The organism is Chitinimonas taiwanensis DSM 18899 (assembly GCF_900119825.1).
Classification (GTDB): Bacteria; Pseudomonadota; Gammaproteobacteria; order Burkholderiales; family Chitinimonadaceae; genus Chitinimonas; species Chitinimonas taiwanensis.
The window spans coordinates 170,132-192,230 of sequence record NZ_FPKR01000010.1; the positions used below are offsets into that span (position 1 = coordinate 170,132).

At 61.0% G+C, this 22,099-nt stretch carries 19 protein-coding genes; 16 read left to right on the forward strand and 3 right to left on the reverse strand.

Translation table 11 applies throughout. From position 1 onward, the window contains the following. Positions 1-25: 25 nt before the first annotated feature. From BT173_RS13415 to zwf, 3 genes are all read right to left on the reverse strand, one after another. Positions 26-1,018, reverse strand: coding sequence for a glucokinase (locus tag BT173_RS13415; RefSeq protein ID WP_072429172.1), 993 nt, complete (start codon positions 1,016-1,018; stop codon positions 26-28). A gap of 7 nt (positions 1,019-1,025) precedes the next feature. Then, the gene (gene pgl / locus BT173_RS13420) at positions 1,026-1,724 is read right to left on the reverse strand and encodes a 6-phosphogluconolactonase (RefSeq protein ID WP_072429173.1); all 699 of its coding nucleotides are present in this window, start codon (positions 1,722-1,724) and stop codon (positions 1,026-1,028) included. A 102-nt stretch (positions 1,725-1,826) separates the two neighbouring features. After that, complete coding sequence (zwf, locus tag BT173_RS13425; RefSeq protein ID WP_072429174.1) at positions 1,827-3,284, reverse strand: glucose-6-phosphate dehydrogenase; 1,458 nt, start codon at positions 3,282-3,284, stop codon at positions 1,827-1,829. 413 nt (positions 3,285-3,697) lie between these two features. On the opposite strand from zwf, the gene edd reads away from it, so the two are divergent. The 16 genes from edd to BT173_RS13505 all read left to right on the forward strand — a co-directional run bounded on the left by edd (position 3,698) and on the right by BT173_RS13505 (position 22,094). Then, positions 3,698-5,521 carry a phosphogluconate dehydratase gene (gene edd / locus BT173_RS13430; RefSeq protein ID WP_072429175.1) on the forward strand — a complete coding sequence of 608 codons (1,824 nt, stop codon included), beginning with the start codon at positions 3,698-3,700 and terminating at the stop codon, positions 5,519-5,521. Between the two features lie 6 nt (positions 5,522-5,527). After that, positions 5,528-6,160, forward strand: coding sequence for a bifunctional 4-hydroxy-2-oxoglutarate aldolase/2-dehydro-3-deoxy-phosphogluconate aldolase (locus tag BT173_RS13435; protein WP_308417582.1), 633 nt, complete (start codon positions 5,528-5,530; stop codon positions 6,158-6,160). 263 nt (positions 6,161-6,423) lie between these two features. Beyond that, positions 6,424-7,680, forward strand: coding sequence for a maltoporin (locus BT173_RS13440; RefSeq protein ID WP_175545604.1), 1,257 nt, complete (start codon positions 6,424-6,426; stop codon positions 7,678-7,680). A gap of 169 nt (positions 7,681-7,849) precedes the next feature. Next, a complete protein-coding gene (locus tag BT173_RS13445) occupies positions 7,850-9,505 on the forward strand; it encodes an alpha-glucosidase (RefSeq protein ID WP_072429178.1) in 1,656 nt (551 codons plus the stop codon). A gap of 52 nt (positions 9,506-9,557) precedes the next feature. Next, positions 9,558-10,655, forward strand: a complete 1,098-nt coding sequence (locus BT173_RS13450; protein WP_072429179.1) for an ABC transporter ATP-binding protein — start codon at positions 9,558-9,560, stop codon at positions 10,653-10,655. A gap of 65 nt (positions 10,656-10,720) precedes the next feature. Beyond that, entirely contained in the window at positions 10,721-11,896 is a 1,176-nt protein-coding gene (gene malE / locus BT173_RS13455) for a maltose/maltodextrin ABC transporter substrate-binding protein MalE (protein ID WP_072429180.1), read from the forward strand. A gap of 151 nt (positions 11,897-12,047) precedes the next feature. Further along, positions 12,048-13,532, forward strand: coding sequence for a maltose ABC transporter permease MalF (gene malF / locus BT173_RS13460; RefSeq protein WP_245794180.1), 1,485 nt, complete (start codon positions 12,048-12,050; stop codon positions 13,530-13,532). 90 nt (positions 13,533-13,622) lie between these two features. Further along, complete coding sequence (gene malG, locus BT173_RS13465) at positions 13,623-14,513, forward strand: maltose ABC transporter permease MalG (RefSeq protein ID WP_072429182.1); 891 nt, start codon at positions 13,623-13,625, stop codon at positions 14,511-14,513. 51 nt (positions 14,514-14,564) lie between these two features. Further along, complete coding sequence (locus BT173_RS13470; RefSeq protein WP_072429183.1) at positions 14,565-14,999, forward strand: pullulanase-associated domain-containing protein; 435 nt, start codon at positions 14,565-14,567, stop codon at positions 14,997-14,999. A gap of 62 nt (positions 15,000-15,061) precedes the next feature. Continuing rightward, a complete protein-coding gene (locus tag BT173_RS13475) occupies positions 15,062-16,780 on the forward strand; it encodes an alpha-amylase family glycosyl hydrolase (RefSeq protein ID WP_072429184.1) in 1,719 nt (572 codons plus the stop codon). Positions 16,781-16,830: 50 nt separating this feature from the next. Beyond that, positions 16,831-17,703 (forward strand): aldo/keto reductase, encoded by an 873-nt coding sequence (locus BT173_RS13480; protein ID WP_084658596.1) that lies wholly within the window; start codon positions 16,831-16,833, stop codon positions 17,701-17,703. Between the two features lie 187 nt (positions 17,704-17,890). Further along, a complete protein-coding gene (gene gap / locus BT173_RS13485) occupies positions 17,891-18,904 on the forward strand; it encodes a type I glyceraldehyde-3-phosphate dehydrogenase (RefSeq protein WP_072429186.1) in 1,014 nt (337 codons plus the stop codon). 122 nt (positions 18,905-19,026) lie between these two features. Continuing rightward, the gene (malE, locus tag BT173_RS13490; protein WP_084658598.1) at positions 19,027-20,271 is read left to right on the forward strand and encodes a maltose/maltodextrin ABC transporter substrate-binding protein MalE; all 1,245 of its coding nucleotides are present in this window, start codon (positions 19,027-19,029) and stop codon (positions 20,269-20,271) included. Positions 20,272-20,508: 237 nt separating this feature from the next. Further along, the gene (flgB, locus tag BT173_RS13495) at positions 20,509-20,916 is read left to right on the forward strand and encodes a flagellar basal body rod protein FlgB (protein WP_072429188.1); all 408 of its coding nucleotides are present in this window, start codon (positions 20,509-20,511) and stop codon (positions 20,914-20,916) included. Positions 20,917-20,948: 32 nt separating this feature from the next. Next, positions 20,949-21,362 carry a flagellar basal body rod protein FlgC gene (gene flgC / locus BT173_RS13500; protein WP_072429189.1) on the forward strand — a complete coding sequence of 138 codons (414 nt, stop codon included), beginning with the start codon at positions 20,949-20,951 and terminating at the stop codon, positions 21,360-21,362. A gap of 15 nt (positions 21,363-21,377) precedes the next feature. Next, positions 21,378-22,094, forward strand: coding sequence for a flagellar hook assembly protein FlgD (locus BT173_RS13505; protein WP_072429190.1), 717 nt, complete (start codon positions 21,378-21,380; stop codon positions 22,092-22,094). Positions 22,095-22,099 lie beyond the last annotated feature (5 nt).

A 22,099-nucleotide genomic window follows, 5' to 3' on the forward strand; every position in this document is an offset into this window, starting at 1 on the left:
TTGTCTCCTCGCCCGTGGCCACGACTTAGGCGTGGCGCACGGCCAGTGCATCGAGTGCCGCTGCAGTACCGCGCAGGGCGGGGTTCTTGGCCACGATCACGAAACTGGGGACCGCGGCCAGGTAGTTGGAGAAACGCCCCTTCTGTTCAAAGCGTTTACGGAAGGCGGAGCTGGCGAAGTACTCACCGAGGCGCGGCACGATGCCGCCACCGATATACAGGCCGCCACGCGCACCGAGCGTGATGGCCAGATTGGCCGCCGCACTACCGAGCATCGCGCAGAAGGTGTCGACCACCTCCTGGCAGAGCGGGCAGCTGCCGGCCAGCGCGCGGCTGGTGATATCGGCTGCGCTCAGGTTCTCGTTCGGCTGGCCGTTCAGCTCGGCCAGTGCCTTGTAGATATTGAGCAGGCCAGGGCCGGACAAGAGGCGTTCAGCCGAGACATGGCCGTATTCGCGCCGCAGGATGCGCAGAATCTCGTCTTCCTTGTCATTGAAGGGCGAGAAGGATACATGGCCGCCTTCGCCCTGCAAGGGAATCCAGCGCGGCGCTTCGCCCGGCTGGTGGGCGGGAATCAGCCCGGACACACCAAGGCCGGTGCCCGCACCCAGCAGCGCAATCGGCAGATCGGGGTTCTTTTCGCCGCCACCCACCTTGACCAGTTCGTCTTCGTCCAGCACCGGCAGGCTTAGCGCCAGCGCGGTGAAGTCGTTCAGCACGCGGAATTCGGCCAGACCCAGCTGGGCCTTGAGCTCGGCTTGCGAGAAGGCCCAGTGGTTATTGGTCATCTTGATCGCGTCGCCGGCCACGGCGGTGGCGATGCCGATCGCGCACCAGACCGGCTGCACGCCGAGCGGATCGAGATAGCAGCGCGCTGCTTCGTAAAAGCCGGGAAAGTCGGCACAGACGAGGTTGCGCTCATCGCTGATAGAGGCGCCTTCGTGGCGGATCAGTGCAAAGCGGACATTGGTGCCGCCGACATCGGCGAGCAGGCGGGGATAGGTGTGGGCAAACGACATGGCTGTATTACTCGGCCCAATACATATGGCAGACGCCGCTGGCGGCATCAAACACACGGGCAATGGGCAGGCGATCGGTGGGGGCCGCCATGGCGGCGTCGAAAATGGCTTTCTTCTTTGTGCCGGTCAGGTGCAGGAAGAGATTGCGCGAACGGACGATGGCGGCCAGCGTCAGGCTGATGCGCGCGTAGGGCGCGCTGGTCGGATTGACCGCGGCAACCTGGCGCGGGTTGTCCAGCGCAGCGGCGCTGGCCAGCTCGGCCGAGCAGGGAAAGAGGCTGGCGGTGTGGCCGTCTTCGCCCATGCCGAGGATTAGCACATCGAAGGGCTGAGGAATCGGTGCCAGCGCGGCTTCGACTGCGTCGAGGCCGGCTTCCGGCGTGGCGGCCGCGGTCTTTAGGCCGACGAAGTTGGCGGCTTCCACCTGGTATTTGAGCAAATGCTCGCGCACCAGGCGCTCATTGCTGTCTTCATGGTCGGCGGGCAGCCAGCGGTCATCCACCAGCGTGATCCACACGCGGCTCCAATCGAGGCGCATCTGGCGCAGCTGCTGGAACATGCCGACTGGCGTGCGTCCGCCCGATACGGCAAGGCTGGCCACGCCGCGTTCGCGCAGCGCGGTTTCCAGCGCGGCAGCCACTTCGCGCGCCAGGCAAATATCCAGATCGACACGCGAGTCGTAGTCATGAATGCGGAGGTCGGCCATGGTGTGTTCTCTTCTCATTGTCTGGCCGGCTTGCGGACGGATAGACCGCTGCCGTGAAATGCGGAATGCCGGGCGGTGGCCCGACATTCCTTGGGGTCTTGCTCAGCCTTCTTCGTGCCAGCAGAAGCCGTCGCGCGAGAGCAGGGCCGAGCTGGCGGCCGGGCCCCAGGTGCCGGCGGTGTACTGCTTGGGCGGCTCGTCACTGCCTTCCCAGGCATCCAGAATCGGCTCCACCCACTTCCAGGCTTCATCCAGCTCGTCGCGGCGCATGAACAGGGTCAGGCGGCCACGGATCACATCGGTCAGCAGGCGCTCGTAGGCGTCCGGGCGACGTGCCTTGAACATCTCGTCGAAATCGAGGTCGAGGTGCACGCTCTTGAGCTTCATCTGGTCGCCCGGTTGCTTGGCGAGCAGATACATCTTCACGCTCTCTTCCGGCTGCAGCTGGATGACCAGGCGGTTGCTGGTGGTCTCGGTCGGCTGCTGGAAGATGGAGTGCGGTACCTGGCGGAAATTGATCACGATCTCGGCCATGCGCTCCTGCATGCGCTTGCCGGTACGCAGATAGAACGGTACGCCGGCCCAACGCCAGGTATCGATCTCGGCCTTCAGGGCCACAAAGGTCTCGGTCTTGCTATTCGGGTCGATGCCTGGCTCGCTCAGGTAGCCGACTGCCGGCTTGCCCTGGGCTGCGCCGGCCTTGTATTGGCCACGCACCGTCTTGCTGGCCACTTCCTGCGGGCCGAAGCGACGCAGCGCGCGCAGCACCTTGAGCTTTTCATCGCGCACGGCATCCGGGTCGGCACTGGCCGGCGGTTCCATGGCGATAAAGCACAGCAACTGCAGCAAGTGGTTCTGCACCATATCGCGTAGTGCACCGGCCTTGTCATAGAAGTCGCCACGGCCTTCCACGCCAACCTGCTCGGTCACCGTGATCTGCACATCGCGTATCCACTCGCGCCGCCACAGTGGTTCGAAGAAGGTATTGCTGAAACGCAGCGCCAGCAGGTTCTGTACCGCTTCCTTACCCAGGTAGTGGTCGATCCGGTAGATCTGCGCTTCTTTGAAGTATTTGCCGACCTGGGCATTGATGGCCTGCGAGGAGGCGAGGTCGTGGCCGAGTGGCTTTTCCAGCACTACGCGCGAGCCGCCCTTGTTCAGACCGACCGAGGACAGGTTCTCGCAGATGCCGGCGAACAGATTGGGCGCAGTAGCCAGATAGAACACGCGCACGTGCTCAGGGAATTCATTCAGGCGGTCGGCCAGCGCGGCATAGGCGGACTTCTCCTGGGCATCCAGCTTCAGATAGAGCAGGCGGGCAGCGAAGCTGGCCCAGTCCTTGTCATTGAAGTAGTCGCCCAGATACTGACGGGCGGCGTTTTCCGCTGTACTCAGATAATCGGCCTGATCGGCCTTGCTGCGGCCCAGGCAGAGGATGCGGCCCTGTTCGGGCAGGCTGCCATCTTGATGTTGATGGTAAAGCGCCGGCAGCAGCTTACGCATAACCAGGTCGCCCGTGCCGCCAAACAGCACCATGTCGAAGGGTTGAATCGAGGTCATCCCTTTGGTCCTCAGAGTGAGAGCTTCGTTTGAATACAACGGCTTTTGCCGAATTTTTTGAAACAATACTACTTGCGCCTGGGCTTGGCAATGTAGTTTTGTTAGACGTATTAAAGTATCAGCTCTATGTTGCAATGCATCATCATGATGCGCTGATATCCTATATATGCTTAGTGGTGTGAATGCATGGTGCACGATGCGCACTATCGGGGTGCAGCTTTGTTGCAACAGAACTACGTTGTTAGTATAAAAATTCTACTGGCTGGCTTGCGTTCCTGCTGTAGTAAAACTACTATCGAAAACAAGTAGTGCAGTTACGTAGTGAAGCGCAGGGCAGGGCTAATAAAAGCGCTCACGAATCAAACCCATAGCGTAGCCAGTGTTGATCCCGAGGGGTCGCGCAGGGAGTTTTAATGAGTCTGCATCCTCGCCTGGTCGAAGTGACCGAGCGTATCGTCCAAAAGAGCAAGCCGAGCCGGGGTGATTACCTCGCGCGGGTGGCTGCCTGGGCTGCCAAGGAGCCGGTGCGCAAGGGTCTGTCCTGCACCAATCTCGCCCATGCCTATGCCGCTTCACCGGCAGGCGACAAGATCATGCTGCGCGAGCAGCGCCAGCCGAATCTGGCCATTGTCTCGGCCTACAACGATATGTTGTCGGCCCATCAGCCGCTCGAGCAGTACCCGGAAATCATCAAGGCTGCCGCACGTGAAGTGGGTGCGACGGCGCAGTTTGCTGGCGGTGTGCCGGCCATGTGCGATGGCGTGACCCAAGGTCAGGCCGGCATGGAGCTGTCGCTGTTCTCGCGCGATGTGATCGCCATGAGCACCGCAGTCGCGCTCAGCCACCAGATGTTCGATGCCACGCTCTGTCTGGGTGTGTGCGACAAGATCGTGCCTGGTCTGTTGATCGGTGCCTTGCAGTTCGGTCACCTGCCTACCGTGTTCGTGCCGGCCGGCCCCATGGTGTCCGGCCTGGAAAACAAGGAAAAGGCGCGCATCCGCCAGCTGTACGCCGAAGGCAAGATCGATCGCAATGGTCTGTTGGAGGCTGAGGAGAAGTCCTACCACGGCGCCGGTACCTGTACTTTCTATGGTACGGCCAACTCCAATCAGATGCTGATGGAGATCATGGGTCTGCATCTCCCTAGCTCTGCCTTTGTCAACCCGGGCACCCCGCTGCGCGCCGCGTTTACCGCCGAGGCAGCCAAGCGGGTGGCAGCGATTACCGCGCTGGGCAATGAATACATTCCGCTTGCCGAAGTGATCAGTGAAAAGGCCATCGTCAATGGCTTGGTTGGTCTGATGGCCACCGGTGGCTCCACCAATCACGCCATTCACCTGATCGCCATCGCGGCGGCGGCCGGCATCGTGATCGATTGGACCGACTTCGACGATATCTCCGCCATCGTGCCACTGCTGGCCAAGGTGTATCCGAATGGTGGCGCTGATGTGAATCACTTCCACGCCGCCGGTGGCATGGGTTATCTGATTGCCGAACTGCTCAAGGCCGGCCTGCTGCACGACGATGTGCAGACTGTGATGGGCCCAGGTCTGCATCGCTATGCAGTCGAGCCGCATCTGCAGGACGGCCAGCTGGCTTGGCGCGCCGCGCCGAGTGAGAGCCAGGACAAGAGCGTACTGTCTTCGGCCGCAGCGCCCTTCCAGTCCGATGGTGGCCTGCGTCTGGTGCAGGGCAATCTGGGTCGCGCGGTGATCAAGGTCTCCGCCGTGGCGCCCGCGCACCGCATCGTGGAAGCGCCTGCCATCGTATTCGATTCGCAAGACGCATTGATCGATGCCTTCAAGCGTGGCGAGCTGGAAAAAGATTTTGTGGCGGTGATCCGCTTCCAGGGGCCGCGTGCCAATGGCATGCCCGAGCTGCACAAGCTGACTCCGTCGCTGGGTGTGCTGCAGGATCGGGGTTTCAAGGTTGCCATGGTGACCGATGGGCGCATGTCGGGCGCTTCGGGCAAGGTGCCGGCCGCCATTCATATCACGCCGGAATGCCTGGCTGGTGGCCCGCTGGCCAAGGTGCGCACGGGTGACCTGATTCGCCTGGATGCCGAGGCGGGCACCTTGCAAGCGTTGGTGCCAGCTGCGGTCTGGGATGCGCGCGAGGCTGAGCAGGTGGATATCAGCGCCAACCAGTTTGGCTATGGCCGCGATCTGTTTGCCGTGTTCCGTCACGTGGCAAGTGGTGCCGAACAAGGCGCCATGAGCTTCATGTTGCCGCGTTAACAGGAATTGAACGAGATGAATATTCGAGACATCATGCGCGCCTCGCCGGTTATGCCGGTGATCGTGATTGACCGTGTAGAAGATGCTGTGCCCTTGGCACAGGCCTTGGTTGCCGGTGGTATTCGGGTTCTAGAGGTGACGTTGCGCACTGCCGCAGCGCTGGAATCCATCCAAGCCATCGCAGCCGCTGTGCCTGATGCCATCGTCGGGGTGGGGACCGTGACCAAGCCGGAACAGTTTGCCCAGGTGAAGGCAGCTGGTGCGCGCTTTGCCGTCACGCCCGGCCTGACCGATGAATTGGCTGAAGCCGCTAAGGCAGCCGGCATACCACTGTTGCCGGGGGTCATGACCCCGTCGGAAGTGATTGCCGCGCTTGCCCATGGCTTCGATGCCATGAAGTTGTTCCCAGCCGAACAGGCGGGTGGTCTGGGCATGCTCAAGGCATTGGGCGGCCCGTTCGCCAATGTTCTGTTCTGCCCGACCGGTGGGGTGACGCTGGAAAGCGCGCCCAGGTTTCTGGCACTGCCCAATGTGGCCTGTGTGGGTGGTTCCTGGCTGGTACCCAAGGACAAGGTTGCTGCAGGTGAATGGCACGTTGTCACCCAATTGGCGCGTGAAGCAGCAGCCTTGAAGGCATAAGCAAGACCGTATCAAAACGACGCTTCCAAAAGAGAAGCGCAACAGTTTCACCCGATCGCGGCGCACGTCGGCCGATGTCGGGATAGGCGTAGCGAAGTGGCCCATCTCTCCGTCCGGGCACGCCGAGCACGCCCCCCAGCAAAGGGGTAATGGTGTGTAGCACCAGACTGGAAGCATTTGCGACCGGTTTTCCAACCAAACGGAGAGGAGTGATTCCAATGACTCGTAAGAGCAAAGTATTTGCTGCTGTAATGGCTGCTTTCATGGCCCAAGGTGCGTTTGCCGAAACTACCTTCAACGGCTACCTCCGTAGCGGTTCGGGTAGCAATGGCGAAGGCGGCAAGGAAGCGTGCTTCCAGCTGAACAACACCTTCGGCTTTGGTGGCCGTGTTGCCAGCGCTGGCCGTCTGGGCGCCGAGTGCGACACCTATGGCGAGTTCGCACTGGGTGCCGATATGGGCGAAAGTAATGGCACCAAGTTCAAGATCAACACCCTGTTGGCCTTTGGCGCACAGCAAAACCAAGACTACGAACAATCTGTCCCCGCATTCCGCGAAGCCTATGCTGTTGCCGAAGGCGTCGGCACCGGCATGCTGGCCAGCGCCAATATCTGGGCTGGTAAGCGCTACTACAAGCGTGCCGACGTGCATATCGTCGACCTGTTCACGCTGGAAGTGACCGGCCCTGGCGCAGGTATCGAAAATGTTGACCTCGGCTTTGGTAAGTTCTCCTACGCGCTGATGCGCGCCGGCCAAGGCGACTACGCTCAGCTGGAGCTGGCCAGCGGCGGTGGCGATGACCAGGAACTGGGCCGCGTTACCCGTATCGGCAATGCCGGTAAGCAGATGAGCAACCACGACCTGCGCTTGGAAGGCGTGAATCTGGGTGCAATCGGCTCCCTGTCGGTTGGTGCCAACATCATCAGCAACAACAGCGCTGATGGCGTGGATAAGACCAAGGGCCACTCCCTGTGGGCTACCCACTCGATCAACCTGATGAAGGGCGTGCAAAACAGCGTGACCATTCAGACCGCCAAAGACTCTGGCAGCCTGAATGGCGCGGGCCTGTGGTGGAGCGGCGCCAACGTCAAGGGCCACAAGGCCTGGCGCGTGATCGACTCGGTCAACTTCGACTTCGGTGATATCAACGGTGCCGTGTTTGCCGGTATTGCCAATGAGAAGTTCCCCTGGAACGAAGGCAAGACCTGGTCCTTCGTGGCTCGTCCGGTTTACCACTTCAGCGAGAACTACAGCGTGGCGCTGGAAGCTGGTACGACCCGCACCAAGCCGAAGGGCGGCGATTCCACACACATCAACAAGCTGACCATTGCGCCGCAACTGTCGCTGGGTAAGAGCTTCTGGGCCCGTCCGGCTCTGCGTGCCTACTACACCTACGCCAGCTGGTCGGACAAGGGTGATGCCAGCGCCAAGACCGGTCGCGACAATCTGGTGACCGTACCGGGTTATGCCGACAAGAAGAGCGGCTCGTCCTACGGCGTGCAAATGGAAGCCTGGTGGTAAGTCGAACTTCGGTTTGATCTAACACCATGTCCGGGAGGCGCAGACCTCCCGGGCAGGCTGATTGAGACAGGCGGGCTCGCCCGCCTGTTTTTCGGTGGCGAATCCGGTCGCCTCGGCGTGTCTGCGTCGAGACGAGCGGTTTTGCTCCTATCTATTTGCGGCGACGAGCATGAAAAAAACGAAGCAAGCCAGCGACTGGTGGCGCGGTGGCGTCATCTATCAAATCTATCCGCGCAGCTTTGCTGACAGCAATGGCGATGGCGTGGGCGATCTGGCCGGTATTACCGAGAAGCTGCCCTATGTGGCCAGCCTGGGCGTGGATGCAATCTGGATCTCGCCGATCTTCAAATCGCCGATGAAGGATTTTGGCTACGACGTCAGCGATTACTGTGATGTCGACCCGCTGTTCGGTGATCTGGCCGGTTTTGACCAGCTGGTCAAGGCCGCGCATGGTCTGGGCCTGAAGGTGATGATCGATCAGGTGCTCAGCCACTGTTCCGACCAGCATGCCTGGTTCAAGGAAAGCCGCCAGAGTCGCGATAACCCGAAGGCCGACTGGTATGTCTGGGCTGATCCGCAGCCGGATGGCACACCGCCCAATAACTGGCTGTCGGTATTCGGTGGTTCGGCTTGGCAGTGGGAGTCGCGTCGTCGTCAGTACTTCCTGCACAACTTCCTCTCGAGCCAGCCCGATCTGAACTTCCATAATCCGGATGTGCAGCAGGCTATGCTTGATTCGATCCGCTTCTGGCTGGAGCGCGGCGTGGATGGCTTCCGCTTTGACGCCTGTAACTTCCATTTCCATGATCGCAAGCTGCGCGCCAACCCGCCGGCCACCGTGCGCGATAGCAAGACGGTGAGCGCCGACAACCCCTACGGCCTGCAAGCGCACAAATACGATAAGTCGCAGCCGGAAAACATCGCCTTCCTGCAGAAGGTGCGCGCCTTGCTGGACGAATACGGCGCCGCCTCGGTGGGCGAGGTGGGCGACGATAACTCGCTCAAGGTGATGGCCAAGTACACCTCGGGCGGCGACAAGCTGCATATGGCCTACAGCTTTAATCTGCTCACCCCGGACGGCTCGGCCGCGCATATCCGCCAGCAGGTGGAAGAGCTGGAAGCGCAGCTGAAGAAGACCGGCAAGAAGGAAGGCGGCGAGGGCTGGGGGTGCTGGAGCATCGGCAACCACGATGTCGCGCGCGTGGTCTCGCGCTGGGGCAAGGGTGAAACCAGCCCGGCCTATGCCAAGCTGCTGCTGGCCATGTCGGCCAGCCTCAAGGGCAGCCTGTGTATTTACCAAGGCGAAGAGCTCGCGCTGACCGAAGCCGATATTCCCTTCGAGCAGCTGCAGGACCCGTATGGCATCACCTTCTGGCCGGAATTCAAGGGCCGCGATGGTTGTCGCACCCCCATGCCCTGGCAGGCCAAGGCCAAGCATGGCGGTTTCTCCAGCAGCAAGCCCTGGTTGCCGGTCAGCAAGGAACACCTGGCCCGCGCAGTGGATGTGCAGGAGCAGGATGGCGCGTCCACGCTGGCCTTCTATCGGCAGTTTCTGGCCTGGCGCAAGGCGCAGCCGGTCTTGAAGACCGGCGATATTGCCTTCCTGGATGCGCCCGAGCCGCTGCTGGTGTTTACCCGCAGCCTGGGCGAGCAGACCTGGCTGTGCGCGTTCAACCTGGGCGGAGAAGCGCAGCGCTTCAAGCTGCCCAAGCGCCTGCGTGATGCGCAAGCCTTGCAGGGTCATGGCCTGGGCGGCGGTCTGCTGAACAAGGACTATGTTGAACTGGCGCCTTTCGGCGGCCTGTTCGCCACTATTTGCCACTGAGGCGGCCAGCGGCCCCTCAGCTCATCAGAATCAATACACGGAGCATTCAGCTATGTCCGACGTCGTCTTGCGCGGCATTCGCAAATCATTTGGCGAGATCGAAACCCTGCATGGCATCGATCTCGACATCAAGGATGGCGAGTTTGTGGTGTTCGTCGGCCCGTCCGGCTGCGGTAAATCCACGCTGCTGCGCACGATTGCCGGTCTGGAAGACATCACCTCGGGCGATCTGCATATCGGCGGCGAGCGCTGCAACGATGTGCCGCCGGCCAAGCGTGGCGTCGCCATGGTGTTCCAGAGCTATGCGCTCTATCCGCATATGACGGTGGCCGAGAATATGGCGTTCGGCCTCAAGCTGGCTGGCGTTTCCAAGGATGAGATGAAGCAGGCGGTCGACCGGGCCGCCAAGATTCTGCAGATCGAACACCTGCTCGAGCGTAAGCCGAAGGCCTTGTCGGGCGGCCAGCGCCAGCGCGTGGCCATCGGCCGCGCCATCGTGCGCAAGCCGAATGTCTTCCTGTTCGACGAGCCCTTGTCCAATCTGGATGCCGCACTGCGCGTGCAGATGCGCATCGAGATCACCAAGCTGCACCGTGAGCTGAAGACCACCATGATCTATGTGACGCATGATCAGGTGGAGGCCATGACCCTGGCCGACCGCATCGTGGTACTGAGCGCCGGCAATGTGGAACAGGTCGGTGCGCCGCTCGAGCTCTACCACCATCCGCGCAATCTGTTCGTGGCTGGTTTCATCGGCTCGCCGAAGATGAACTTCATCCAGGGCACCCTGCTGTCGGGTAGCGAGACGCTGGCCACGGTGAAACTGGCCGATGGCGCACAGGTGCAGGTGCAGGTCGATGCCAGCCGCGGCAAGGTAGGCAGCGCGGTTACCCTGGGCATTCGTCCCGAGCATTTCGTGGTGGATGCCCAGGGCAACAAGATTGCCGGCCAGGTGATTGCCGCCGAGCACCTGGGTGAGGCCACCATCTACTACGTGCATGTGGAAGGTGCGCAGGATCACCTCGTGGTGCGCGCACATGCCGAGCACGATGCCAAGGCCGGTGAAACCCTGCATGTGGGCGCCGCGCCGTCCGACTGCTATCTATTCGACGACGCTGGTCTGGCTTTCCAGCGCGTAAAGAACTCGTAAACAAGCGAGCATCAGTCGTAATCCAAGCCGTAGCACCACCAAACCACAATACGAATGGAGTGATCATGAAGCTGAACAAAACACTAGTTGCGCTGGCCCTGGCCGGCAGCTTTGGCGCCGCTCATGCTGCCGATGCCAAGCTCTCGCTGTGGATCAATGGCGACAAGGGCTACAACGGCATCCAGAAGGTGGGCGATGAGTACGCCAAGAAGGCCGGCGTGGCCGTGGCCGTCGAACACCCGGAAGATGCCCCGGGCAAGTTCCAGCAGGCTGCCGCAGCCGGCAAGGGCCCGGATATCTTCTGCTGGCCGCATGATCGCGCTGGCGAGTGGGTTGCCGCCGGTCTGGTCAGCCCGATCAAGCCGTCCAAGAAGGTGCTCGACCAGCTCGACCCGCTGGCCGTGAAGTCCTTCACCATCGGCGGCAAGATGTGGGGCTATCCGCTGTCCATCGAAGCGATTGCGCTGATCTACAACAAGGACCTGGTGCCAACACCGCCCAAGACCTTTGAAGAAATCTTCGCTATCGACAAGGCACTGAAGGCCAAAGGCAAGAAAGCCATTCTGTGGGACTACACCAATACCTACTTCACCTGGCCGCTGATTGCCGCCAACGGTGGTTATGTGTTCAAGCCCAAGGCTGATGGCACCTACAACATCGGCGACGTCGGCGTGAACAATGCCGGTGCCCAGAAGGGTGTCGAGATGCTGGTCAAGCTGGTCAAGGAAGGCGTGATGCCGCAAGGCGCGCAGTACGCCGATATGGAAGACGGCTTCGCCAAGGGCGATATCGCCATGATGATCTCTGGCCCCTGGGCCTGGGACAACGCCAAGCAGTCGAAGATCAACTTCGGCGTGGCCACCATCCCCAGCATCGCTGGCAAGAAGGGCGCGCCTTTCGTGGGTGTTCTGGGCTGCATGATTAATAACAGCAGCAAGAACAAGGACATCGCGGTCGACTTCATTGAAAACCACCTGATGAGCGTGGATGGCCTGAAGAAGATCAACGCTGATGTGCCGCTGGGCGTGCCGGCCAACAAGGCCTTCTACAAGGAACTGGCGAACGACCCCAACATCAAGGCCACCATGGCTTCGGCCCAGGCCGGTCTGCCCATGCCCAATGTGCCGGAGATGGGTCGCTTCTGGGCCTCGATGGCACCGGCACTGCAGAACGTGACCACCGGTCGTCAGAGCGTCAAGGAAGGTCTGGACGCAGCAGCCAAGCGTATTGGCGGCAAGTAAGCGTGTAGTGCTTTGAAGTAGCAGGTGCCCTCCCGTAGGGGAGGGCTCCGATCAGCGCATTGCCGGCAGCTAGCCTGCAGTGTGCTGATCCGAGCCAAGGAGAAGATAGAGAATGGGACGTTTGTTTAAAAAGGCGGCACCGGCGGTCTTGATGTCGCTGGTGGTTCTGGCGGGTTTATACCTGAGCCTGCAGGTCTACCTGTCCGGTCAATCGCTGGCAGCCTTCTGCCTGGTTGGCCTGCTCGGCCTTGCGGTGTATGTGTACACCTCGACCAAGGCTTACAACTACCGCTATCTGTTCCCGGGCCTGATCGCGGTCCTGCTGTTCGTGATCCTACCGATCGCGATCAACTTCTCGATTGGCTTCACTAATTACAGCTCCAAGCATCTGCTGAGCTTCGAGCGTTCGACGCAGTACTTCCTGGACCAGACCTATACGGTGGAAGGCGGCTCGCTGGCCTTCACCCTGCACCCGGATGGCGCGGCCTACCGTATTCGCCTGGAAGCCGAAGATGGCAAGGTATTCGTGACCCCGGCGCTGGCCTTGCAGAACAAGGCGGTGGAGGTCGAGGCCCTGCTGCCCACACCGGCAGATGCACCGCTGGCCGAAGCCGCCGATACCCGTACCCTGATCCAGAATCTAAAAGCCCTCAAGCTGGTGACGGTCAAGCTGCCCGATGGCCTGAGCGTGAGTGCGGCCGGCCTGCGCGAGTTTGCGCCGGTGCGCAAGCAATACCTGAAGCAGCCCGATGGCAGCCTGCTTGATCAGGAGAGCGGCGATGTACTGCGCCCGGACATGGAGCAGGGCTTCTACAAGAACCAGGCTGGCGAAGAGATGCAGCCGGGCTTCACCACGGTGATCGGCTTTGATCACTATGTGCGCATCTTCAGCGATCGCGCCCTGAGCGAGCCGCTGGTGCAGATCTTCATCTGGACCGTGCTGTTCGCCGGCCTGACCGTGGTATTCGCCTTCTCGGTAGGCGTTGTGCTGGCTGTGCTGATGAGCTGGGAAGCCCTGGCTGGTCGCGCCATCTACCGCGTGCTGCTGTTCATTCCCTACGCGGTGCCGGGCTTTATCTCCATCCTGGTGTTCAAGGGCTTGTTCAACGAGAACTCGGGTGAAATCAATCTGGTGCTTGGCCAGCTGTTCGGGCTGACCCCCAACTGGTTCACCGACCCCTTCCTCGCCAAGACCATGCTGTTGATCGTCAACACCTGGTTAGGCTTCCCCTACATGATGTTGCTGTGCATGGGGCTGATCAAGGCGATTCCGTCCGATCTGTATGAAGCGTCCGCCATTGCCGGTGCCGGCCCGCTGACCAATTTCTTCAAGATCACGCTGCCCTTGATCGCCAAGCCGATGACGCCGCTGCTGATCTCGGCCTTTGCCTTCAACTTCAATAACTTCGTTATCGTGGCGCTGTTGACCGGCGGTCGTCCGGACTTCCTCGGCACCAAGATTCCGGCCGGTACCACCGATGTGCTGGTGTCCTACACCTACCGGATCGCCTTCGAAGACTCGGGTCAGGACTTCGGTCTGGCCTCGGCCCTGTCCACGGTGATCTTCCTGATGGTGGTTCTGCTTTCCCTGGTCAATATGCGCATCAGCAAGACCACGGCGAACGAACAGGGCTGATCGTGCAAATAGCCGCTGGCGGCCTTGCGGGCCGCGGCGGCGCAGATGGTGTTTTCCACTCGCGCTGAGCGGGTGAAGAGGAGTGTTGAAATGGCTGTGGTTCTGGATAAATCGCATCGCTGGCGCGTCGCGGCGGCGCATGTGGGTCTGATCTGCTTTATTGCGCTTACGCTGGCGCCCTTCCTGATGTTGCTGTCCATCAGCCTGCGCCCGGGTAACTTTGCCACCGGCGAGCTGATCCCGACCGTGATCAGTCTCGATCACTGGAAGCTGGCGCTGGGGATTTCCTATCAGGGCGCCGATGGTCAGCTAATTGAGCCGGATTTCCCGGTGCTGGGCTGGCTGTGGAACTCGGTCAAGGTGGCCGGCTTGTCGGCCCTGATCGCGCTCTTGCTGTCGACCACCTGTGCCTATGCGTTTGCGCGCATGAAGTTCGCGTTCAAGCCGCAGCTGATGACTTCGCTGCTGCTCTTGCAGATGTTCCCTTCGGTGCTGGTCCTGGTCGGTATCTACGCGATCTTCGACCGTATCGGCACCTATGTGCCGGGCCTGGGCATCAATAGTCATGGCGGGCTGATCCTGGCCTACACCGGCGGCATTGCCCTGCATATCTGGACCATCAAGGGCTATTTCGAAACCATCCCGACCGAAATCGAGGAAGCGGCCAAGGTGGATGGCGCTTCACCCTTCCAGGCTTTCCGCTATGTACTGCTGCCCATGTCGCTGCCGATTCTGATGGTGGTATTCATCCTGGCCTTCATCAATGGCATCAATGAATACCCGATTGCCTCGATTCTGGTGCAGAGCCAGGACCAGCTGACGCTGGCCGTGGGTTCCAAGCAGTTCCTGTATCCGCAGCACTATCGCTGGGGCGATTTTGCAGCGGCTGCCATTTTGTCCGGCTTGCCGATCACGGTGGTTTTCCTGATGGCACAGCGGTGGATGATTTCCGGCCTGACGGCTGGTGGAGTGAAGGGCTGAGTCTTCAGCCAGTGTGATCTTGGATTCAATCCCGAAAGAGGAGACGTAGAAATGATGAACAAGCGTTCGCTGTTGAAATCCGTGTTGCTGGGTGCCTTGATGGTTTCCGGCCTGGCCGCCAACGCCGCTGATTGCAAGGAATACACCCCTCCTGCAGATGAAGTGGTGATCCATTACAACCGTCCGGATGGCAACTATGCCGATTGGGGCATCCATCTGTGGCGCAGCCCGAACGTGGGCCTGACCAACTGGTTCGTGCCGCTGATGCCCAAGGGCTGCGATGCCTTTGGCGTGTATTTCACCCAGCCGCTGGCCAAGTTCGGCTCCTCGGGCAAGGTCAACTACATCATCCACAAGGGCGATGTGAAGGAGCAGGGCGCCAAGGACATGTCCTTCGACAGCGCCAAGGGCAAGGAAGTGTGGATCAACTCGGGCGATCCGAAGATCTACTTCTCCAAGGACGAAGCGGTCGCCGCCAAGAAGTAAGCAATTGTCGACCTGCGCCCGACTTCGGTTGGGCGCTTTTTTTCCGCCTGAATGGACCTTCGATGACTTTCCTGCCCCGTCTCGCGGCCCTGAGCGCCGCCTTATTGCTGGCCGGCTGTGCCGCTACACCGCCGCTTGCCCAGGCCCCTGCTGCTGCCAGTGCGACGGCCGCCACGGCGCCGTCGCCCAAGGCCGAGGCTGGCTTCGCTGCCAACCCCATCGTCTACTTCGTGGTCACCGACCGCTTCTACAACGGCAACCCGGCCAATGACCGCAGCTATGGCCGCCAGCCGGATGGCGAGCGCGAGATCGGCACCTTTCATGGCGGCGATTTGGCGGGTCTGACCGCCAAGCTGAACGAAGGCTATTTCAAGAATCTGGGCGTGAACGCCCTGTGGATCACCGCACCTTATGAACAGCTGCGTGGCTGGGTGCAGGGTGGCAAGGCTGAATTCAAGCATTACTCCTATCACGGCTATTACGCGCTCGATTACACGGTGCTCGACCAGAATATGGGCACGCCGGATGAGCTGCGCCGTTTCATCGATACCGCCCATGCACAAGGCATCCGCGTACTGTTCGATGTGGTGATGAATCACCCCGGCTACCTGGATATCGAAACCGCACAGCAGCTAAAAATCCCCGTGCTGTGGCCCGGCGCATACGAGAAATACAACCTGAAGAACTACCACAGCTGGATTGATTACAACGGCGAGCAGGAGAAGTGGGCCGAGTGGTGGGGCGGTGACTGGGTGCGCGCCGGTCTGCACGGCTACCCAGAGGGTGGTAGCGATGATCTGACCATGCAGCTCGCCTATCTGCCCGATTTCCGTACCGATTCCAAGCAGCCGGTCAGCCTGCCGCCCTTCCTGAAGAAGAAGGCCGATACCCGCGCCGTCGATCTGCCCAACACCACCGTGCGTGGCTATCTGGTCAAGTGGCTGACTGACTGGGTGCTCGACTATGGCGTGGATGGTTTCCGCGTGGATACCGCCAAGCATGTCGAGCTCGATGCCTGGGCCGACCTCAAGCAGGCGGGCACGCAGGCACTGGCCGACTGGAAGGCGCGCAATCCGGACAAGAAGATCGACGATGCACCGTTCTGGATGGTGGGTGAGGTGTTCCCGCATGGCGTGGAGCGCGATGCCTACTTCGACAACGGCTTTGACAGCCTGTTGAACTTCGATCTGCAGGATCGCCAGCTGCTCGATCCACAGGCGCTGGACAGCATGTATGCCGAGTACGCGGGCAAGCTCAGCCAGGGCAGGGCGGGCGGCAAGCCTTTCGATGTGCTGTCCTATATCTCCTCGCACGACACACGCTTATTCCATCGTGAGAAGCTGTTCGATGCCGCCAGCGCGCTGATGCTGGCCCCTGGCGGCGTGCAGATTTTCTATGGCGATGAGACTGCCCGTCCGGATGGCCCGGCCAGCAGCGGTGATCCGCAGCAATCGACCCGCTCATCAATGAACTGGAACAGCATCGACCAGGCCTTGTTGGCCCACTGGCAGAAGCTGACTCAGTTCCGTGCCCGCCATGTGGCACTGGCACGCGGCGAGCATCGTAAGCTGTCGGATGCACCCTATACCTTTGCGCGTACCACGCAGGACGACCGGGTAGTGGTGGTGCTCAAGGCGCAGGGCGAGATCAGCGTGAATGTGGCTGGCGTATTCCGCGATGGTGAGGTTTTGCGCGATGCATATAGCGGAACGAGCGCGACAGTCAGCGCTGGTGTAGTTAAACTACAGGCAACGGGTCCGGTATTGCTGGAAAAGGCCTAGCCGATTGCGCACCACAGGCGCGGTTGGATTTGCGATGCAAGGGATGGAAGATGAGTAGCGAATTCTCGCGCCTGATCATGGGTGTGTGGCGTATCGGTGACTGGGCCATGCGCCCAGCCGAAGTGGCTGATCTGATTGAGGCTTGCCTTGATCTGGGCATCGATACCTTTGATCTGGCCGATATCTATAATGGCTATCAATGCGAGGCGATGTTCGGTGCCGCGCTGGCCACGCGGCCGGCGCTCAAGCCGCGCCTAAAGCTGATTTCCAAATGCGGGATCGCGCTGGTCACACCGGCGCGTCCGCAGCACCGGGTGAAACATTACAACACCAGTCGTGCGCACATCATCGCCTCGGCCGAGCATTCGCTGCAGGCCATAGGTGTCGAGCAGCTCGATCTGCTGCTGATCCATCGCCCCGACCCGCTGATGGATGCCGATGAGGTGGCCGAAGCGTTTGCCGCGCTCAAACAGGCCGGCAAGGTCAAGGCTTTCGGGGTATCCAACTTCCTGCCGCATCAGTTCGAGCTGCTGCAAAGCCGGCTGGCCGAGCCGCTGGTGGCCAATCAGATCGAGATTTCCCTGCTGCATACCGCGCCACTGTTCGACGGCAGCCTGGACCTTGCGCAGCGCCAGCGCACCATGCCGCAAGCCTGGTCGCCGCTTGGTGGCGGCCGCCTGTCCAGTACGCCGGCCGAGAGCGCGCTGGGCAGGGTGCTCCAGCGGCTGGGCGATGAATTGCACGCCACACCGGAACAGCTGGCGATTGCCTGGCTGCTGCGTCATCCGGCCCGCATCCACCCGGTAGTCGGCAGCGGCAAGCTGCAGCGCATTCGCGAGCTGGTGGCGGCGCAGAACCTCGCACTGGATCGTCAGCAATGGTTCGAATTGCTGGAGGCCGCCATGGGGCGAGAGATGCCCTAGGGCTGGTGCCCACCTTTTGATCTTGGCGCTTGCCATAGCAAGCCAAGGGCGATGGGTGTGACGCAAGCTGAGCTGCGCCGGCAGCACTGTTTCTCTACGGAGTGAAGCGGCCCGTTCGAGGCCACACCGATAACAAAGCAGAACGCCACAACGGCGTCGCCATCAACTCAAGCAATCAGGAGCTACCATGACCATCCGCATCGCAATCAACGGCTACGGCCGGATCGGCCGCAACGTGCTGCGCGGCCTGTATGAATACAACCGTCGCGGCGATTTCGAGATCGTTGCGATCAACAATCTGGGTGAGATCGAAGTCAATGCCCACTTGACCGAGTACGACACCGTACACGGCAAGTTCCGCGCCGAAGTCGGCTACGAGGGCGATCATCTGCTGGTCAATGGCGACCGCATCCGCTACCTGAGCGTGCGCGATCCGGCCCAGCTGCCCTGGAAAGACCTGAATGTGGACGTGGTGTTCGAGTGCACGGGTCTGTTCACCAGCAAGGCCAAGGCCTCGGCCCACCTCGCCGCCGGTGCCAAAAAGGTGGTCATTTCGGCCCCCGGTGGTGAGGATGTCGACGCCACCATCGTCTACGGTGTGAACGACCACACGCTGAAGGCCAGCGACACGGTGATCTCGAACGCCAGCTGCACCACCAACTGCTTGGCCCCGCTGGTGGCTCCGCTGCACGCCGCACTGGGCGTGGAAATGGGCCTGATGACCACGGTGCATAGCTACACCAATGACCAGGTGCTGACCGATCTGTATCACAGCGATCTGCGCCGCGCGCGCTCGGCCACCCAGTCGATGATCCCGACCAAGACCGGCGCCGCCGCCGCCATCGGCCTGGTGATTCCGGAACTGGCTGGCAAGCTCGATGGCCTGGCCGTGCGTGTGCCGACCATCAATGTCTCGCTGGTCGATTTCGTGTTCACTGCCGGCCGCGACACCTCGGTCAGCGAAGTGAATGAAATCCTCAAGGCCGCCGCGGCCAGCAGCAAGAGCGGCATCCTCACCTATGTGACCAAGCCGCTGGTCTCCATCGATTTCAACCATAACCCGGCATCGAGCAACTTCGATGCCTCGCAGACCAAGGTCAGCAATAAGCGCCTGGTTAAGGTCATGGCCTGGTACGACAACGAGTGGGGCTATTCGAACCGCATGCTGGATACCACCCTGGCCTTGATGAACGCCAAGTAAGCCATACCCAGGCACGGCCTTCGGGCCGTGTTGCAGTGAATGCACGGGCCGCCTCGCTGCGGTCCGGCAAAAAGCGCCGTCAGAGCGTACTTTTCCAACCAGAGCAGTGGAGTGATTTGACAATGACTTTCGGATTCAACGAAGGGCAACTTGCGGCCGTTAGCAAGAAAGCAGCTTTTCCTAATGTAGTCCGTCGCCGCGTATCGCAGGCGTTGCTGGCCCTGATCGGCACAGCACTGCTGGCCCCGGCATTTGCCGCCGGCAAGACCATCACGGTCTGGATCAATGGCGACAAGGGCTACGAGGGCATTCAGAAGATCGGCAATCTGTACGCCAAGCAGACCGGCATCAATATCAAGGTCGAGCACCCGGAAGATGCCGCGCTGAAATTTCAGGAAGCGGCCAAGGCGGGCGCCGGGCCCGATATCTGGATCTGGCCCCATGACCGCATCGGCGAATGGATCAAGCTCGGCCTGCTGACCCCGGTCAATCCGGGGCCGGATGCCAAGCGCAATATCGTTTCGGTGGCTTGGGATGCGTTCACCGTGAACGGCAAGACCTGGGGTTACCCGATCTCGGTCGAGGCGGTCGGCCTCATCTACAACAAGGCCCTGGTCAAGCGCCCACCGAAAACCTTCGAAGAGATCCCGGCGCTGGATGCGCAGCTGCGCAGCAAGGGCGCGCGCGCCATCATGTGGGACTACAACAATACCTACTTCACCTGGCCGCTACTAGCAGCCAATGGTGGTTATCCCTTCTTCCGCGATAACAAAGGCAGCTACGACCCGAAGGACACCGGCGTGGCCAAGCCGGGCGCCATTGCTGGCTTGGAGATGCTGACCAGCCTGATCGAGAAGGGCGTGATGCCCAAGGGTGTCGATTATGGTCAGATGGAGTCGGAGATGCATGCCGGCAAGCTCGGCATGATGATCAGCGGCCCCTGGGCCTGGCAGGGCCTGCGCGAAGCCAAGATCGACTTCGGCGTGGCACCGATTCCCAGCATCAAGGGCAAGCCCTCGCGTCCGTTTGTTGGTGTGCTCGGCGCGATGATCAATGCCAAGAGCCGCAACAAGAAGGAGGCGCTCGCCTTCCTGGAAAATGCCCTGCTGAAGGTGGATGGGCTGAAGGCCATGAATGATGCCGTGCCGCTCGGTGTGCCGGCCGATATCACCCTGTTCTGGCAGCTGTATAACGACGAGAACATCCGCAACTCGATGGACAATATCCATCTGGGCAAGCCGATGCCGTCCAATCCGGAAATGGGCAAGTTCTGGGCTGCCATGGGCCCGGCCATCGGCAAGGCCACCGAGGGCATGAGCAAGCCAGCCGCCGCCCTGGGCGAGGCCGCCAAGCAGATTGTGCAGTAAGCATCCGCTGCGCGATCTTGCCGTACCGAAAGCCGACCCTGCGGGGTCGGTTTTTTATTGCCGTTTTTGCGCCGGACCAGGCTTGCCGCGCCGGGCGGCAAGGCTTGCCGGCCGCAGGACTAGTGCGGGGGCGACGCGCGCTATCTGCTTGATCATACAAGGGCTGTAGTGCCTGGCACGTAGCGTGCTTTAAGCCTGCTGCCTGCCATCGAAGCGGCAAACCCAGAGAGCCTCGCCATGCTGTCCAAGATCAATCGCCACTTTGCCTTCAACGAGACCGCGCTGAAATTGCGCGCGACCCGTCAGGAGGTGATCGCCAGCAATATCGCCAACGCCGACACACCCGGCTATAAGGCGCGCGACTTTGATTTTGCCGCCACGCTGGGCAGCGCGGTGACCGCGCAGCGTGGCCAGGGCGTGGGCCTGAGCCGCACCGACAGCCGCCACCTGGCCGGCAAGCCGGTGAACGATCTGGAAGCGCTGCTTATGTACCGCAACGATGTGCAGCCCTCCATCGATGGCAACACGGTGGATATGAATATCGAGATGAGCAATTTCACGGATAACGCTGTGCGTTACCAGGCCAGCCTGACCTTTATGCAGCAGCGTATCGCCGGCATGAAGGCGGCCCTGCAATCGCAGTAAAACGGGCTTAAGGCTAAACAGGAGCAAGCAGCATGTCACTCTTCCGCGTCTTCGATATTGCCGGCTCGGCCATGACGGCCCAGTCCATCCGCCTCAATACCACGGCCAGCAATCTGGCCAATGCCGAGAGCGCGACCAGCTCGACTGGCCAGCCCTATCGCGCCAAGCAGGTGGTGTTCAGCGCCACCCAGCTCAATGCCAATCAGCCGCAGGCGGTGGGCGTGAAAGTGGCGGCGGTATCGGAAGATCAAAGCCCTGCGCGCCTCGTTTACGACCCGGCCAATCCGCTCGCCGACGCGACCGGCTATATCGCCATGCCGAATGTGAATGTGGTGGAAGAGATGACCAATATGATTTCGGCCTCGCGTTCCTACCAGACCAATGCCGACATGATGAACACCGCCAAGACCCTGTTGCAGCGCACGCTGCAGCTGGGCTCGGTCTGATAGGGAAGGGCAGTCATGACCACCGCCATCAATCAAACCAGCGCCGCCAGCCTGTACGAGAACATCAACGCCGCCAACAAGGGCAGTGATATCAATACCGGCAAGAGCAGCACCAAGAGCAAAGCCGAGGAAACCCAGGATCGCTTCCTCAAGCTCCTGATGACCCAGTTGCAGAACCAGGACCCGATGAACCCGATGGACAGCGCGCAGAGCACCACCCAGCTCGCCCAGATCCAGATGGTGACCGGCATCGACGAGCTCAACACCAGCATTGCCTCGATGGCGACCAGCTACCAGGCTGGCCTGTCGGTGCAGGCGGCTGGCCTCGCGTCCTCGCTGATCGGCCACGAGGTGCTCGCACCAGGCAGCAAGTTCAGTTTCGATGGCACGAATGCACGTGAAGCGCGCGTGGCGATTCCGGACAAGACCGGCCCGGTGACGGTGGCGATCTACAACGCCAATGGCGTGAAGGTGGATGAGATTGCGCTTGGCAAGCCCAAGGCAGGCCTGAGCGAGGTCAAGTGGGATGGGACCGATGCGCAGGGGAATAAATTGCCGGCCGGCACCTACAAGATGGTCGCCACCAGCACCGATGAAAAAGGCAATGCCAAGGAGCTGACCGCCTATGTGCCGGCCAAGGTGGAAAGCATTGATCTATCCGGTGGCAGCCTGAAGCTGACGGTAACCGGCAATGGCAGCATGTCGCTCAACGACGTGATTCGTATCAGCTAAGCGCG

What these genes read in the sequence shown, in the direction of transcription:
- malE (WP_084658598.1), top strand. Translation starts at nt 19,027, where the DNA reads ATGACTTTCGGATTCAACGAAGGGCAACTTGCGGCCGTTAGCAAGAAA.
- BT173_RS13415 (WP_072429172.1), bottom strand. Translation starts at nt 1,018, where the DNA reads ATGTCGTTTGCCCACACCTATCCCCGCCTGCTCGCCGATGTCGGCGGC.
- zwf (WP_072429174.1), bottom strand. Translation starts at nt 3,284, where the DNA reads ATGACCTCGATTCAACCCTTCGACATGGTGCTGTTTGGCGGCACGGGC.
- malG (WP_072429182.1), top strand. Translation starts at nt 13,623, where the DNA reads ATGGCTGTGGTTCTGGATAAATCGCATCGCTGGCGCGTCGCGGCGGCG.
- flgC (WP_072429189.1), top strand. Translation starts at nt 20,949, where the DNA reads ATGTCACTCTTCCGCGTCTTCGATATTGCCGGCTCGGCCATGACGGCC.
- BT173_RS13440 (WP_175545604.1), top strand. Translation starts at nt 6,424, where the DNA reads ATGGCCCAAGGTGCGTTTGCCGAAACTACCTTCAACGGCTACCTCCGT.
- malF (WP_245794180.1), top strand. Translation starts at nt 12,048, where the DNA reads ATGTCGCTGGTGGTTCTGGCGGGTTTATACCTGAGCCTGCAGGTCTAC.
- gap (WP_072429186.1), top strand. Translation starts at nt 17,891, where the DNA reads ATGACCATCCGCATCGCAATCAACGGCTACGGCCGGATCGGCCGCAAC.
- flgB (WP_072429188.1), top strand. Translation starts at nt 20,509, where the DNA reads ATGCTGTCCAAGATCAATCGCCACTTTGCCTTCAACGAGACCGCGCTG.
- BT173_RS13475 (WP_072429184.1), top strand. Translation starts at nt 15,062, where the DNA reads ATGACTTTCCTGCCCCGTCTCGCGGCCCTGAGCGCCGCCTTATTGCTG.
- BT173_RS13480 (WP_084658596.1), top strand. Translation starts at nt 16,831, where the DNA reads ATGAGTAGCGAATTCTCGCGCCTGATCATGGGTGTGTGGCGTATCGGT.
- malE (WP_072429180.1), top strand. Translation starts at nt 10,721, where the DNA reads ATGAAGCTGAACAAAACACTAGTTGCGCTGGCCCTGGCCGGCAGCTTT.
- edd (WP_072429175.1), top strand. Translation starts at nt 3,698, where the DNA reads ATGAGTCTGCATCCTCGCCTGGTCGAAGTGACCGAGCGTATCGTCCAA.
- pgl (WP_072429173.1), bottom strand. Translation starts at nt 1,724, where the DNA reads ATGGCCGACCTCCGCATTCATGACTACGACTCGCGTGTCGATCTGGAT.
- BT173_RS13470 (WP_072429183.1), top strand. Translation starts at nt 14,565, where the DNA reads ATGATGAACAAGCGTTCGCTGTTGAAATCCGTGTTGCTGGGTGCCTTG.
- BT173_RS13505 (WP_072429190.1), top strand. Translation starts at nt 21,378, where the DNA reads ATGACCACCGCCATCAATCAAACCAGCGCCGCCAGCCTGTACGAGAAC.
- BT173_RS13445 (WP_072429178.1), top strand. Translation starts at nt 7,850, where the DNA reads ATGAAAAAAACGAAGCAAGCCAGCGACTGGTGGCGCGGTGGCGTCATC.
- BT173_RS13450 (WP_072429179.1), top strand. Translation starts at nt 9,558, where the DNA reads ATGTCCGACGTCGTCTTGCGCGGCATTCGCAAATCATTTGGCGAGATC.